Raw genomic sequence first — 14,258 nt, forward strand, 5'->3', positions numbered from 1 at the left:
GGTTGTCGGTTTAAGCTCAGCCATTACAGCGTTGCCGCAACCTCGTCGGAGATTTCACCGTTGTGGTAAACTTCCTGCACGTCGTCGCAGTCTTCGAGCATGTCGATCAGGCGCAGCAGTTTTGGTGCGGTTTCCGCATCCATGTCCGCTTTGGTAGACGGGATCATGGTGACTTCAGCCGCGTCGGCTTTCAGGCCCGCTGCTTCCAGCGCATCACGCACCGCGCCCATCTCTTCCCATGCGGTATAAACGTCAATCGCGCCGTCGTCATAGGTCACAACGTCTTCAGCACCCGCTTCGAGCGCCGCTTCCATGATCACGTCTTCGTCGCCTTTCTCGAAGGAGATCACGCCTTTTTTGCTGAACAGGTAGGCCACGGAACCGTCGGTACCCAGGTTGCCACCGGTTTTGGTGAAGGCATGACGCACTTCGGCAACGGTGCGGTTACGGTTGTCGGACAGGCACTCAATCATTACCGCCGTGCCGCCTGGACCGTAACCTTCATAAATGATGGTTTCCATGTTGGTGTCATCGTCGCCGCCTACGCCACGGGCGATAGCACGGTTCAGGGTGTCACGCGTCATGTTGTTGCTCAGCGCTTTATCGATCGCCGCACGCAGACGTGGGTTGGAGCCAGCATCGCCGCCGCCCAGACGGGCTGCGGTAACCAGTTCACGAATGATTTTGGTAAAGATCTTACCGCGTTTGGCATCCTGTGCCGCTTTGCGGTGTTTGGTGTTGGCCCACTTACTATGACCTGCCATAAAAAGTTCCTCAAAATTATCCTGCGCCTTTCAGCTTCCAGATGCGTTGGCTGCGCCCGCTCACACCAGTCACTTACCGATGTAAGCTCCTGGCGATTCGCGACCTTGCCGCCTTCCTGGAAACTGAAATGCTTGGAAATTAATTAACATTGATTACAAATTCTTCAATCGCCTGCCGGTTGCTCCACGACTTGGTTAAGGACGCGGCCTCGGCCGCATTAACCCAGCGGTAGGTCAGGTGTTCGGTGAACACGATCTCCCGCTCGTGAGGAAGCGCAAGGCAGAACCAGGATTCCGTATTGCGTACAGTCCCCGGCGCATAGCGATGACGTAAATGGCTAAAAATTTCAAAATCCACCGTGCGCTGACAGTCTTTCAGGGTCAGTTGCTCGCGAGCAACGTCAATGGCGACCTCTTCCTTTACTTCGCGCGCGGCGGCCTGCAGCGCGGTTTCACCCTCTTCCAGGCTGCCGGTAACCGACTGCCAGAACGCGGGATCGTCGCGCCGCTGCAACATCAGCACCCGCTTCGTGTCCTGGGCATAAATGATAACTAAGACAGAAACGGGAAGCTTATATGTCATATCAGTTTTTCTCTTCCTTTTTCACCACTTCGATACCCAGCTCGCTCAGGGAGGTTGGGTTAGCAAAGCTTGGCGCTTCGGTCATCAGACAGGCAGCGGCGGTGGTTTTCGGGAAAGCGATAACGTCACGAATGTTGTCGGTACCGGTCAGCAGCATGGTCAGGCGATCCAGACCAAAGGCCAGGCCTGCATGCGGAGGCGTACCGTACTTCAGAGCGTCGAGCAGGAAGCCGAACTTCTCGCGCTGTTCCTGTTCGTTGATGCCCAGAATGCCGAACACGGTCTGCTGCATTTCACCGCTGTAAATACGCACGGAACCGCCGCCCACTTCGTAGCCGTTGATAACCATATCGTAGGCGTTAGCCACTGCGTCTTCCGGGGCCGCTTTCAGCTCTGCCGCGCTCATGTCTTTCGGCGAGGTGAACGGGTGGTGCATCGCGGTCAGGCCGCCTTCGCCGTCGTCTTCGAACATTGGGAAGTCGATCACCCACAGCGGCGCCCATTTGGCTTCGTCGGTCAGGTTCAGATCTTTACCCAGCTTCAGACGCAGCGCGCCCATGGAGTCGGCAACCACTTTCTTGTTGTCCGCGCCGAAGAAGATCATATCCCCGTCCTGGGCTTCAGTGCGCGCCAGAATGGATTCGACGATCTCAGCGTTGAGGAACTTGGCGACCGGGCTGGTGATGCCTTCGATGCCTTTCGCACGCTCGGTGACCTTGATGTAAGCCAGACCTTTCGCGCCATAAATCTTGATGAAGTTGCCGTAGTCGTCGATCTGCTTGCGGCTCAGAGCAGCGCCACCCGGTACACGCAGGGCAGCCACGCGGCCTTTCGGATCGTTAGCCGGGCCGGAGAAGACCGCGAACTCAACGCCTTTCACCAGGTCAGCAACGTCCACCAGCTCCATCGGGTTACGCAGGTCTGGTTTGTCGGAGCCGTAGCGACGCTCGGCTTCGGCGAAGGTCATGATCGGGAAGTCGCCCAGATCCACACCCTTCACGTCCAGCCACAGGCTGCGCACCAGCGCTTCCATCACTTCACGCACCTGTTCGGCGGTCATGAAGGAGGTCTCGACGTCGATCTGGGTAAATTCAGGCTGACGGTCAGCACGCAGATCTTCGTCGCGGAAGCATTTCACGATCTGGTAGTAACGGTCGAAGCCGGACATCATCAGCAGCTGTTTGAACAGCTGAGGTGACTGTGGCAGCGCGTAGAATTTGCCTTTATGTACACGGGATGGCACGAGGTAGTCACGCGCGCCTTCCGGGGTGGCTTTGGTCAGCATCGGGGTTTCGATGTCGAGGAAACCGTGATCGTCCATGAAGCGGCGCACCAGGCTGGTGATTTTCGCACGGGTCTTCAGGCGATCGGCCATTTCTGGACGACGCAGGTCGAGGTAGCGATATTTCAGACGCGCTTCTTCGGTATTGACGTGGTTGAAGTCCAGCGGCAGCGATTCTGAACGGTTAATAATGGTCAGATCGGTCGCCAGCACTTCGATTTCGCCGGTCGCCATGTCGCTGTTGATGTTCTTTTCGTCACGCGCACGCACGGTGCCGGTCACCTGGATGCAGAACTCATTACGCAGCTCAGAGGCCAGCTTTAACGCGTCGGCACGATCCGGATCGAAAAATACCTGCACGATGCCTTCGCGGTCGCGCATATCGATAAAGATTAAGCTGCCAAGATCACGACGACGGTTGACCCAACCACACAGGGTCACCTGCTGTCCGACGTGGGACTGACGCAGCTGCCCGCAATATTCTGTACGCATGAGATATCCCTTAACTTAGCCGCAGGCTACAAGGTCGCAGCTTTCTGTATGTCAAACTGGATGAAAAAAGGCGGCTATTATACTGGAAATTCCGCCAGACGATAAGAGAGAAGCGCGCCAGACGCGCGATTGCTGCTCGCATCCTGCATATTCTCACAAAAATTAACAAAAATATCAGACCTGGAACATGCTGGCTCAGCGTAAGGTATGAGTAACGTTAACTCTTTAACAGGAAAAAACATGTTCACACTCGACGCCTCCCGTACTGCCCTCGTGGTCATTGATTTACAGGAAGGGATCCTGCCCTTCGCCGGTGGTCCGCATTCGGCGCAGGATGTGGTCAGCCGCAGCGCGCGTCTGGCAGAAAAATGCCGCGAAAGTGGTTCACCGGTGGTGATGGTGCGTGTAGGCTGGTCTGCGGACTTTGCCGAGGCGCTGAAGCAGCCTGTCGATGCTCAGGGCGCCGCCCATGCCCTGCCGGACAACTGGTGGACTTATCCCGAATCACTCGGCAAGCGCGACAGCGATATTGAAGTGACCAAACGCCAGTGGGGCGCCTTCTACGGCACAGACCTCGAGCTGCAGCTCCGCCGTCGCGGCATTGATACTATTATTCTGTGTGGGATCGCCACCAACATTGGCGTGGAATCCACCGCGCGCAACGCCTGGGAGCTGGGCTTTAATCTGGTGATCGCCGAAGACGCCTGCAGCACGGCCACCGCCGAACAGCATCAGGCCAGCGTGACCCATATCTTCCCGCGCATCAGCCGGGTGCGCAGCACCGACGAGATTATCAACGCACTATGATCTATCTGGGTTTACCCCAATGGTCGCACCCGAAATGGGTGCGGCTGGGCATTACCGGTCTTGAAGAGTACGCCCGCCACTTTAACTGCGTGGAGGGCAACACCACGCTGTACGCGCTGCCCAGGGCCGAGGTGGTGGCGCGCTGGCGGGAGCAGACCAGCGATGACTTTCGCTTCTGCTTCAAATTCCCGGCCACCATTTCTCATCAGGCCGCGCTGCGCAACTGCGACGATCTCACCGAAGAGTTTTTCACGAGACTGGCTCCGCTGGCCAACCGCATTGGCCAGTACTGGGTTCAGCTCCCCGCCACCTTTGGCCCCCGGGATCTGCCCGCGCTATGGCAGTTCCTCGACGCCCTGCCACGGGAATTTACCTACGGCGTAGAAGTCCGTCATCCTGAGTTCTTTATGAAAGGTGACGCGGAGAAAGCGCTCAATCGCGGTCTGCACGAGCGCGGCGTCAATCGAACCATCCTCGACAGCCGTCCGGTGCATGCCGCCGTGCCGCACAACGAGGCCATCATCGACGCCCAGCGCAAAAAACCGAAGGTGCCGGTGCATGCGGTAATGACCGCCAGCAACCCGATGGTGCGTTTTATCGGCAGCGACAATATGCCGCAAAACCAGGCGCTGTTTGCCGTCTGGCTGCAGACCCTGGCGAAGTGGGAACAGACCGCCACACCCTATCTTTTTTTTACATACTCCCGATATCGCACAGGCCCCGCAACTGGTCGATGCTCTCTGGCAAGCCTTGCAGGCCGTGGCTCCGTCCATTGGCGACGCCCCCACCATTCCGCAGCAATCTTCTCTTTTCTGATCCCAGCCCCTATCATATGAAGTGCCATCTGCCAAAAAACAGGGAGTTTGTATGGTCTGCGCGCTGTATGCGGTGCTGGGTGCGTTACTGTTAATTAAGTTTTCGTTCGATGTTGCGCGCCTGCGGATGTTGTACCGCGTCTCTTATGGCGACGGTGGGTTTTCGGAGCTGCAAACCGCGATCCGCATTCATGGCAATGCGGTGGAGTACATTCCGGCGGCGCTGATCCTGCTGCTGTTTATGGAAATGAACGGTGCCGAGACCTGGATGGTGCATGTCTGCGGCCTGCTGCTGATCCTCGGACGCCTGATGCATTACTATGGCCTCCATCAGCGCCTGTTCCGCTGGCGTCGCTCCGGTATGAGCGCCACCTGGTGTTCGCTTGTGCTAATGGTGCTGGCTAACCTGTGGTATATGCCGTGGGAGTTGGTTTTCTCCTTGCATTAGCGCACAATACGCCCCTTTATTTTTCCCGGATTTTTACGTTATGTCAGATCGCGACACGCTTTTTTTCTGCGCCTATCGCCAGTCTGGGCGACTGGACCTTCGATGAACGGGTAGCTGAAGTCTTCCCGGATATGATCCAGCGCTCGGTCCCCGGCTACTCCAATATCATCTCCATGATCGGCATGCTGGCGGAACGCTTTGTTCAGCCCAACACGCAGGTCTACGATCTGGGATGTTCACTGGGCGCGGCCACGCTGTCGGTTCGTCGTAACATCAAGCACGACGGCTGCAACATCATCGCCGTCGACAACTCTCCGGCAATGGTTGAACGCTGCCGCCGCCATATCGACGCCTGGAAAGCGCCTACCCCGGTTGAGGTGGTTGAAGGGGATATCCGCCATATCGAGATTCAAAACGCCTCGATGGTGGTGCTGAACTTTACCCTGCAGTTCCTCGAGCCCGTCGACCGTCAGCTGCTGCTGGACAAAATTTATCAGGGGCTGAATCCTGGCGGCGCGCTGGTGCTGTCGGAGAAGTTCAGCTTCGAAGATGCCACCGTTGGCGAGCTGCTGTTCAACATGCACCACGATTTCAAACGGGCCAACGGCTACAGCGAGCTGGAGATCAGCCAGAAGCGCAGCATGCTGGAGAACGTGATGCTGACCGACTCGGTAGAAGCCCACAAAGCCCGCCTGCACAAGGCCGGGTTCGAGCACAGCGAGCTGTGGTTCCAGTGCTTTAACTTTGGCTCTCTGGTGGCACTGAAAGGCGGTAACGCATGATCGATTTCGGTAACTTTTATCAGCTGATTGCTAAAAATCATCTGTCGCACTGGCTGGAAACCCTGCCGGGGCAGATCGCCGCCTGGCAGCGCGAGTCCCTGCACGGCCAGTTTAAGCAGTGGAGCAACGCGGTCGAGTTTCTGCCGGAGATGACCCCGTACAAACTGGATCTGCTGCACAGCGTCACCGCCGAAAGCGAAGCGCCGCTGAGCGAAGGCCAGATGGTGCGTCTCGACAAGCTGATGCGCAATCTGATGCCGTGGCGTAAAGGGCCCTTCTCCCTGTACGGCATGAATATCGATACCGAATGGCATTCGGACTGGAAATGGGATCGGGTGTTGCCGCACCTGTCCGATTTAACCGGACGCACCATTCTGGACGTCGGCTGCGGCAGCGGCTATCACCTGTGGCGCATGATCGGCGCAGGCGCGCATCTGGCGGTCGGGATTGATCCAATGCAGCTGTTCCTCTGCCAGTTTGAAGCGGTGCGTAAGCTGCTGGGCAACGACCAGCGTGCGCACCTGCTGCCGCTGGGCATTGAGCAGCTTCCGGCGCTGGCCGCGTTTGATACCGTCTTCTCAATGGGTGTGCTCTACCACCGTCGTTCCCCGCTGGAACACCTCTGGCAGCTGAAAGATCAGCTGGTCAGCGGCGGTGAGCTGGTGCTGGAGACGCTGGTCATTGAAGGCGATGAAAATGCGGTGCTGGTGCCGGGCGATCGTTACGCCCAGATGCGTAACGTCTACTTTATCCCGTCGGCGCTGGCGCTGAAGAACTGGCTGGCGAAGTGTGGTTTTGTCGATATCCGCATCGCGGACGTCTGCGTCACCACCACCGAAGAGCAGCGCCGCACCGAGTGGATGACCACCGAGTCGCTGGCCGAGTTCCTCGACCCGAACGACAGCAGCAAAACCATTGAAGGTTATCCGGCGCCGGTACGTGCGGTGTTGATTGCCACGAAGCCGTAAAATTGCTCTCATCCAGGCCCGAAGGGATCGTCATAAATTAAAGCTTTGCACAATTTACTCCCTCTCCCTTGAGGGAGAGGGTTGGGGTGAGGGGGGAACATGCGACTGAGATGGTTGTTCCGTTCACTTTACGTTCCGTACTTCTCTGTTAGCCGCGTCACCCGTGAACGTGCGAAGGGGGCTCGCCGCCGCCCCCTTCACAATCCCGGCTCCCGGCAAAGAAAATCGCCGCTTCGCGGTACCCTCAGCTTATTCCTCCAGGCTTTCGGGTCGGGCACCAGCCTGCATCCCTGCAGGCTATGCCCTCTCGGCGCGTCCCTGCGCCTCGACCCGGCCTTACGGAAACGCTTCGGCGATTTTCAGCCGGACCAGGGAGCCGCTGTAAGTCATTTACTCTCTTGATAATTTGTTCATAGCTTTTTCTACGCCGCCGAACAACAGACAAAAAAAGACCCCTGTTGAATTTGCAGGGGCCTGGTACAAACAAGCATCATATTGGGCGACATGATGCGCGGTAAAAACTGTATTAGCGACAATACCTTTCGATTATCGCCTTCATCTCTGCAACCGACTCGCCGTCCACGCCATAGCGGGAGTATTCATCCGCCCCGGCATCCGTCGACATCGACAAGCCTGTGTTGCGATAGCGCATGGGTGACGGCAACCATTTGCCTGCCGAGCTGTGAAGCTCTTCTACCCCTGCCTCTAAAAACGTTTCCAGGTTGGCGGCGCGAACGCCAGCACCTGCCATTATTATTGGAACACCTGATTGCGCTTTTAGTTCCTTAATTAATGAAATACCTTTTTCGGCAGAGGCCTGCTGACCGGAAGTCAGGACGCGCGCAACCCCCAGTTCCGCCAGATTTTCAAAGGCTTGCTGCGGGTTTACGCACATATCGAAGGCGCGATGAAAAGTTACCGCCATCCCCTTCGCGGCGGCCATAATCTGGCGCATGCGCGGCATATCGATATGACCGTCCTCATTCAGCAGGCCAGTCACCAGCCCCGGGAAGCCCAGCTGATTCACGAGAGCGATATCCTCCAGCATGGCGTTAAATTCGCCCGTGCTGTAGCAAAAATCCCCGCCGCGTGGGCGAATAATCGGGTGCACCGGGATGCTCACCGCCTGACGCACCGATTTCAGTACGCCATAAGAGGGGGTCAGCCCGCCCTCTTTGGGTGCCGCACAGAGTTCAATGCGGTCTGCGCCACGCTCCTGCGCGGTCAGGGCACACTCCATGCTGTAACAACAGATCTCAAGCAATGCCATAAAACCTCCTTATTCTTCGCTGGCGACAATCTGTTCGATGGTCCAGGGATGAAATTTCACCGTCACGCTGCCGTCGGTAACCGCCAGGGTCGGATTCGGCAGACGTTCGCGCTCCCCTTTTGGCGAGCTGGTTTTGACAAAGATCCCGGGCTGGCTTAAGCCCTCGTCAGACAGCAGCGCCAGGGCGCGGGCGTTCAGGGTATCGTGGTCGCCAGGCAGGACGATTTCAATGTGTTCCCAGCCTTCGTGGGGATAGCGCTTTTCACCCGGCCACGGCAGCTCAACAACGTCAAAACGCCAGTGGGCGACGCAGACCGGCTCGTGCAGCTTGAACAGGCAGATCGGACGGCCATTGATGATGTTTTCTGAGAGCAGGTCGCCGCACTGCTCAAACCCGCGCCGCCAGCGATCGGCAGTGGCGTTCTGGTGGCAGCGCAGGGAGATATGGTCCGCCGCGAGCGGAGCGATCTCCAGACCCAGGCGTTCGGCAAGCGCCGTAAAGGCCCCGGTGAAACGCGGTAAATCAGCTGCAATGTCCTGCAGCTCGTCAACAGATTGCCAGTTCGCCATCATTAATACTCTTATCGTCATGCAAAAGCGTTAATTTACTCTGTTGCCGGGCTGCGACCAACCGCTGATTTGAGCCAGTGCTGACGGCAACGGGCAATTGCAGTATACTCCCGGCCTAAATTCTTTAACGGGCGCGGCAGCATGATGGTCCGCGTCAAAAATGTAAGGTATCCCGGTGAATATTCAGGCTCTTCTCTCAGAAAAAGTCAGTCAGGCACTGATTGCTGCAGGCGCACCTGCAGACTGTGAACCGCAGGTTCGTCAGTCAGCGAAAGTACAGTTTGGCGACTATCAGGCCAATGGCGTGATGGCAGTGGCTAAAAAACTGGGCATGGCGCCGCGACAACTCGCAGAGCAGGTCCTGACGCATCTGGATCTCCAGGGTATCGCCAGCAAAACCGAGATCGCCGGGCCGGGCTTTATCAATATCTTCCTCGACCCTGCCTTCCTGGCGCAACACGTTGATGCGGCCCTGAAATCCGACCGTCTGGGCGTGGCGCAGCCACAAGCGCAAACTATCGTCGTCGACTATTCTGCCCCTAACGTGGCGAAAGAGATGCACGTCGGCCACCTGCGCTCCACCATCATCGGTGATGCCTCCGTGCGTACCCTTGAGTTCCTCGGCCACAACGTGATCCGTGCGAACCACGTCGGCGACTGGGGCACCCAGTTTGGCATGCTGATCGCCTGGCTGGAAAAACAGCAGCAGGATAACGCCGGTGAAATGGCGCTGGCAGACCTCGAAGGCTTCTATCGTGACGCGAAAAAGCACTACGACGAAGACGAAGCCTTTGCCGAGCGCGCGCGTAGCTACGTGGTGAAACTGCAGGGCGGCGACGAGTATTTCCGTCAGATGTGGCGTCAGCTGGTGGACATCACCATGTCCCAGAACCAGCTCACCTACGATCGCCTGAACGTGACCCTGACCCGTAAAGACGTGATGGGCGAGAGCCTGTATAACCCGATGCTGGCCGGTATCGTGGCCGACCTGAAAGCCAAAGGGCTGGCGGTCGAAAGCGAAGGCGCAACGGTGGTCTTCCTTGATGAGTACAAAAACAAGGAAGGCGAACCTATGGGCGTCATCATCCAGAAAAAGGATGGCGGCTACCTCTACACCACCACCGATATCGCCTGTGCGAAGTACCGTTATGAAACGCTGCATGCAGATCGCGTCCTCTATTACATCGACTCCCGTCAGCACCAGCACCTGATGCAGGCGTGGACCATCGTACGTAAAGCGGGCTATGTACCGGATTCCGTGCCGCTGGAACACCACATGTTCGGCATGATGCTGGGCAAAGACGGCAAGCCGTTCAAAACCCGTGCGGGCGGTACCGTGAAGCTGGCGGATCTGCTGGACGAGGCGCTGGAGCGTGCCCGTCGTCTGGTGGCCGAGAAAAACCCGGACATGCCTGCTGACGAACTGGAAAAACTGGCCAACGCCGTCGGTATCGGTGCAGTGAAATATGCGGATCTCTCCAAGAACCGTACCACCGACTACGTGTTCGACTGGGATAACATGCTGGCCTTCGAAGGCAATACCGCGCCGTACATGCAGTATGCCTACACCCGCGTGCTCTCCGTTTTCCGTAAGGCTGAGATCGACGAAAGCGTGCTGGCACAGGCGCAGGTCATCATCAATGAAGATCGCGAAGCGCAGCTGGCGGCACGCCTGCTGCAGTTCGAAGAGACGCTGTCCGTGGTGGCCCGCGACGGGACGCCGCACGTGATGTGTGCTTACCTGTACGATCTGGCTGGCCTGTTCTCCGGCTTCTACGAGCACTGCCCTATTCTCTCCGCTGAGAGTGAAGCAGTACGCAACAGCCGTCTGAAGCTGGCGCAGCTGACGGCGAAGACCCTGAAGCTGGGTCTGGATACCCTGGGTATCGAAACCGTCGAACGCATGTAATAACGATAATGTCCGCCTCTGACGAGGCGGACATGTTTATTACAGGGTGGCGTAGTCACCCACTAACACTTCGTAATCTTCCACATGCCACTCTCTGTTCTGATAGCTAAAACTGCCTCCTTTCCACAAATGCGTACCGGCTTTACCCACAAACAGACCGTTCGGGAATTTCGCCCGCGCCACATAGAGTTTTTTACCATCGGCTTCTTCGCCCGCCTGAATCGCCCCTGCCGGGATCGCCCTGCCGTGAACCCGCGCCCATTTCACATGGCCGACGTACACTTCAAATTCACGACAAATATGTTCTTTACCACCCCAGGGAATATAAGCCCCAAACCCGTAAGCTAATTTCCCGGGATGTATGCCACCCTTATAATTAGCACGAACAATAAATAAAGGAATGGGAATATGGACACCCGGCGCGTTATTTTCATAACCCGCAACAGGTGAATTCAGAGCAATAAAAACATCAGAGGACTTCTGCCACATGCTTGTATCCTTATTAATAAAACACAGAGGTAAAAAACGCAAAGGCGTTAAATTAGTTTATTTTTTTATTTTGCGTTAGAAGAACAACTTATGCGAAACAAAAATACGCTTACCGGGGAAAGTATATTGTGGATTGACTCACAAATTATAACGGTGGTAATAGATAATTAATTCATTTCTTGCATGTTTATATTTAACTTAATCATTCAGAAATAATATAAATAAAAAAAGCCGCCTCCACGTTTGCAGAGACGGCTTAATATCAAGGTATCAGAAGTATTTGCGTAAATATTCCGTCAGACAGAGGATCGCCATCGCCTGACCATACGGCATTGAGGTTAACGGGATCTGACGATAGAACTCCAGATCGCTGCCCATCCCGGTACCAAACGAGGTTTGCAGCAGTTCCCCTTCCGGGGAGATGTTCTTCACGATCCCGCGAATGGCTTTCTCGGCCACCTCCGCATACTCCGCCGCCACATAGCGTTTGCGCACCGCTTTCAGGATCCCGTAGCTGAACCCGGCGGTAGCGGAGGCTTCCAGATAGGAGTTCGGATCGTCCAGCAGCGTATGCCACAGGCCGCTTTCGTCCTGGCACTTCGCCAGGGCGGCAATCTGCGCATTCAGCACCTGCACCAGATAACGGCGCACGGCGTTGTTTTCCGGCAGATCCACCAGCTCGAGGAAATCAGGAATAACGATCGTCAGCCAGCTGTTGCCGCGCGCCCAGCGGGCGTTGGCAAAGTTGTGCTGGCCGTCGTAGTTCCAGCCGTGGAACCACAGCCCGGTCTCCCGATCCATCAGGTTTTGCACGTGCAGCAGGAACTGATAGACCGCCTCTTCCACGTATTCAGGTTTATTGAGCAGTTTGCCAATCTTCGCCAGCGGCAGGACGGTCATCATCAGGGTGTCGTCCCACATCTGCTGATGGTTCTCTTCCGCCAGGGTGATGTGCTGCATACCGCCATGATCGGTGCGCGGCATCTCAACCATCGCCCACTCGGCCCAGCTCTCCAGCCACGGCAGCCAGGCCGGGTTACGCGTCTCTTCATAACGATAGGCGAGGGTCAAAAACGGCGACATGGTGTTGACGTTTTTGGTGGTAGCCCCTTCGGCAAAACGCTCGGCAAACCAGCTGTCGATGATATCGCGCATCCCTTCATCCCCGGTCTGGCAGTAATACTGCCAGATGCCGTAGAGACCGACTCCGTGGGTCCACTCCCAGCCCGCCCAGCCTTTGGTGTCGATCACCCGCCCGTCGTCCAGCCGCAGTAAAAACTCGCCGGTTTTATCGTGAATGTTCACCAGGTTATGCGTCACTTTCTGGATCAGCGCTTTCAGTTCATCTCTGGCGATAAAGCGCTCTGGCTGACGCAGTAACGGGCTATGTTTGACAGGCCAAACCTTCATAATCTTAACCTCTGTTGTAAGTCGAATTCAGTGGAGCACGTTCTTTCAGTGACGGTGCAGCGGGTTTATTGCGATTCAGATAGCCGATGTTGTTGTTGCCCCACAGGCAGTCGTACGGCATACCGGCCAGCATTTCGACCGTGGCGCGGGCCTGCGGCGTGGCGGCCTCCGGCATCGCACGGCCCGACTCACGCATTTTGGCCGTCTCTTCACGCAGCGTGCTGTGCGTTTGTAAGTTCAGCTTGAAGCGCAGTGAGACCAGGAAGCCGCAGCACAGGACCAGGATGGTGCCCACGCTCAGGATCATCAGAATGGTATGGCTGACCCCTTCCGGCTGCACCTTCTGACCGCTGACAAAGCCGGACATCTGCATAACGATCCCCACCAGCATGATGGCCCCTGCTTGGGATGCTTTGCGGGTCAGGGTCATGATGCCGGCGAAGATGCCCTCGCGACGTTGACCGGTGATGACTTCATCCACGTCAGCGATATAGGTGTAGGTATTCCACGGCACATAGTTGATCCCGCCGCGGCCCAGACCCGCCAGCGCAGACACCAGCAGCAGCAGCGCGTAGATATCGCTCATGCCGGCGTAGTAGAGCCCTGCATAGGACATGGACGCCAGGCCAAATAGCACCACCACCATGCGGTACGACGGCGCGGGTCCAAAGCGGATGCACAGCGGGATCATGGCGATGACGGCAAGGAACTGGAAGATGGCCATTGTGCCCAGCAGGTTAGAGGCCATGGAGGCTTCCTGCATCAGCACAAAGACCACGTAATAGGTAAAGACGGCGTTGAACACGTCCTGCGCGATATAGCCCCCGAGGTACATCCCCAGATGCTGACGGAAAATTTTGATCCGCAGGGTGGAGCTCAGCTCAACGAACAGACGGTTCAGGCTCTGACCGAGGGTCAGCTTTTTCTTCTCCTCTTCAGCACGCAGTGCGGCTTCGGTCCACTCTTCACGCGGACGTTCCCAGGTAAAGAACCAGACGAAGGTCAGCATCAGGGCGCACAGCACCGAGAATACCAGGCTGGCATAGAAGAAGGAGATGGCGTTGTCTTTACCGAAGTGGGTTAACAAAATACCCGGCAGGAACGAGGCCAGAATCGCCGACATCTGCGCCATGGAGATACGCGCGCCGGAGAATTTGGTTTTCTGTTTGAAATCGTCGGTCATCTCCGGCACCAGCGTTTCGTACGGTACCAGGATCATGGTGTAGACGATATCAAAGATCAGATAGGTCAGCAGGTAGTACCAGAAGCCCATATCCCCGACCCACATCAGCGAGTAGCTGAAGACGCACGGGATGCCGAGCAGGATAAAGAACTTACGACGGCCAAAGCGTTTGCCCAGCCAGGTCGTGCCAAAGTTATCGGTCAGGAAGCCCATCAGCGGACTGACAACGGCATCCAGAACCCTTGCCGCCGCAAAGATGAAGGTGGCCTCAATCGGAGAGAGGCCGCAGAACGTGGTATAAAAATATAACAGCCAGGCAGCGGTTAGCGCTGTGGTTCCCGCCCCGAGAAAATCGCCCGATCCGTAGGCCAGATAGTTTGCGAGTCCAATTTTACGTGTTTTCATTACCGTCGACCCTGTAAGTTTCAGATGACTCCCGGTGAGCCCGGAGGGAACGGGAGTGACTACAGGGTTACAGTAAGAGTA

General features: G+C 56.7%; 12 protein-coding genes and 2 pseudogenes. 6 read left to right on the top strand and 8 right to left on the bottom strand.

Annotated elements, in window-relative coordinates; genetic code table 11:
- Positions 1-23: 23 nt before the first annotated feature.
- The 3 genes from AAHB66_RS14375 to aspS form a co-directional block, all read right to left on the bottom strand.
- Entirely contained in the window at positions 24-764 is a 741-nt protein-coding gene (locus AAHB66_RS14375) for a YebC/PmpR family DNA-binding transcriptional regulator (protein ID WP_032611949.1), read from the bottom strand.
- A 139-nt stretch (positions 765-903) separates the two neighbouring features.
- Complete coding sequence (nudB, locus tag AAHB66_RS14380; protein ID WP_347113395.1) at positions 904-1,347, bottom strand: dihydroneopterin triphosphate diphosphatase; 444 nt, start codon at positions 1,345-1,347, stop codon at positions 904-906.
- 1 nt (position 1,348) lies between these two features.
- Complete coding sequence (gene aspS, locus AAHB66_RS14385) at positions 1,349-3,121, bottom strand: aspartate--tRNA ligase (RefSeq protein ID WP_347113396.1); 1,773 nt, start codon at positions 3,119-3,121, stop codon at positions 1,349-1,351.
- A gap of 240 nt (positions 3,122-3,361) precedes the next feature.
- Here aspS and AAHB66_RS14390 point away from each other — a divergent pair, with 240 nt between their 5' ends.
- The 5 genes and pseudogenes from AAHB66_RS14390 to cmoB all read left to right on the top strand — a co-directional run bounded on the left by AAHB66_RS14390 (position 3,362) and on the right by cmoB (position 6,941).
- Positions 3,362-3,928 (top strand): hydrolase, encoded by a 567-nt coding sequence (locus AAHB66_RS14390; RefSeq protein ID WP_347113397.1) that lies wholly within the window; start codon positions 3,362-3,364, stop codon positions 3,926-3,928.
- Positions 3,925-4,744, top strand: a pseudogene (locus AAHB66_RS14395) (DUF72 domain-containing protein). The gene AAHB66_RS14390 and the pseudogene AAHB66_RS14395 overlap by 4 nt, the downstream one beginning before the upstream one ends.
- Before the next feature lie 51 nt (positions 4,745-4,795).
- Positions 4,796-5,191 (top strand): MAPEG family protein, encoded by a 396-nt coding sequence (locus tag AAHB66_RS14400; protein WP_138369354.1) that lies wholly within the window; start codon positions 4,796-4,798, stop codon positions 5,189-5,191.
- 40 nt (positions 5,192-5,231) lie between these two features.
- Positions 5,232-5,973, top strand: a pseudogene (gene cmoA, locus AAHB66_RS14405) (carboxy-S-adenosyl-L-methionine synthase CmoA).
- Positions 5,970-6,941: a tRNA 5-methoxyuridine(34)/uridine 5-oxyacetic acid(34) synthase CmoB gene (gene cmoB / locus AAHB66_RS14410; RefSeq protein WP_347113398.1), complete on the top strand. Its 972-nt coding sequence runs from the start codon at positions 5,970-5,972 to the stop codon at positions 6,939-6,941. The pseudogene cmoA and the gene cmoB overlap by 4 nt, the downstream one beginning before the upstream one ends.
- 526 nt (positions 6,942-7,467) lie before the next feature.
- Here the strand turns inward: cmoB and cutC are convergent.
- Both cutC and AAHB66_RS14420 read right to left on the bottom strand, forming a co-directional pair.
- Entirely contained in the window at positions 7,468-8,211 is a 744-nt protein-coding gene (gene cutC, locus AAHB66_RS14415) for a copper homeostasis protein CutC (protein WP_347113399.1), read from the bottom strand.
- A gap of 9 nt (positions 8,212-8,220) precedes the next feature.
- Positions 8,221-8,781, bottom strand: coding sequence for a VOC family protein (locus tag AAHB66_RS14420; RefSeq protein ID WP_347116495.1), 561 nt, complete (start codon positions 8,779-8,781; stop codon positions 8,221-8,223).
- A gap of 175 nt (positions 8,782-8,956) precedes the next feature.
- Between AAHB66_RS14420 and argS the strand changes: the two genes are divergently transcribed.
- Positions 8,957-10,690 carry an arginine--tRNA ligase gene (argS, locus tag AAHB66_RS14425; protein WP_347113400.1) on the top strand — a complete coding sequence of 578 codons (1,734 nt, stop codon included), beginning with the start codon at positions 8,957-8,959 and terminating at the stop codon, positions 10,688-10,690.
- Positions 10,691-10,729: 39 nt separating this feature from the next.
- On the opposite strand, the gene AAHB66_RS14430 is transcribed toward argS, so the two are convergent.
- The 3 genes from AAHB66_RS14430 to AAHB66_RS14440 all read right to left on the bottom strand — a co-directional run bounded on the left by AAHB66_RS14430 (position 10,730) and on the right by AAHB66_RS14440 (position 14,177).
- The gene (locus AAHB66_RS14430) at positions 10,730-11,179 is read right to left on the bottom strand and encodes a DM9 repeat-containing protein (protein ID WP_347113401.1); all 450 of its coding nucleotides are present in this window, start codon (positions 11,177-11,179) and stop codon (positions 10,730-10,732) included.
- A gap of 270 nt (positions 11,180-11,449) precedes the next feature.
- On the bottom strand, positions 11,450-12,589 hold the full coding sequence (locus AAHB66_RS14435; protein ID WP_156264085.1) for a glycoside hydrolase family 105 protein: 1,140 nt from the start codon (positions 12,587-12,589) through the stop codon (positions 11,450-11,452).
- A 4-nt stretch (positions 12,590-12,593) separates the two neighbouring features.
- The gene (locus AAHB66_RS14440; protein WP_347113402.1) at positions 12,594-14,177 is read right to left on the bottom strand and encodes an MFS transporter; all 1,584 of its coding nucleotides are present in this window, start codon (positions 14,175-14,177) and stop codon (positions 12,594-12,596) included.
- Positions 14,178-14,258 lie beyond the last annotated feature (81 nt).

The organism is Leclercia sp. S52 (genome assembly GCF_039727615.1).
Classification (GTDB): domain Bacteria; phylum Pseudomonadota; class Gammaproteobacteria; order Enterobacterales; family Enterobacteriaceae; genus Enterobacter; species Enterobacter adecarboxylatus_B.

Coding starts and splice junctions, on each gene's coding strand:
- AAHB66_RS14435 (WP_156264085.1), bottom strand. CDS start 12,589: ATGAAGGTTTGGCCTGTCAAACATAGCCCGTTACTGCGTCAGCCAGAG.
- AAHB66_RS14390 (WP_347113397.1), top strand. CDS start 3,362: ATGTTCACACTCGACGCCTCCCGTACTGCCCTCGTGGTCATTGATTTA.
- aspS (WP_347113396.1), bottom strand. CDS start 3,121: ATGCGTACAGAATATTGCGGGCAGCTGCGTCAGTCCCACGTCGGACAG.
- nudB (WP_347113395.1), bottom strand. CDS start 1,347: ATGACATATAAGCTTCCCGTTTCTGTCTTAGTTATCATTTATGCCCAG.
- cmoB (WP_347113398.1), top strand. CDS start 5,970: ATGATCGATTTCGGTAACTTTTATCAGCTGATTGCTAAAAATCATCTG.
- AAHB66_RS14420 (WP_347116495.1), bottom strand. CDS start 8,781: ATGGCGAACTGGCAATCTGTTGACGAGCTGCAGGACATTGCAGCTGAT.
- AAHB66_RS14400 (WP_138369354.1), top strand. CDS start 4,796: ATGGTCTGCGCGCTGTATGCGGTGCTGGGTGCGTTACTGTTAATTAAG.
- cutC (WP_347113399.1), bottom strand. CDS start 8,211: ATGGCATTGCTTGAGATCTGTTGTTACAGCATGGAGTGTGCCCTGACC.
- AAHB66_RS14430 (WP_347113401.1), bottom strand. CDS start 11,179: ATGTGGCAGAAGTCCTCTGATGTTTTTATTGCTCTGAATTCACCTGTT.
- AAHB66_RS14375 (WP_032611949.1), bottom strand. CDS start 764: ATGGCAGGTCATAGTAAGTGGGCCAACACCAAACACCGCAAAGCGGCA.
- AAHB66_RS14440 (WP_347113402.1), bottom strand. CDS start 14,177: ATGAAAACACGTAAAATTGGACTCGCAAACTATCTGGCCTACGGATCG.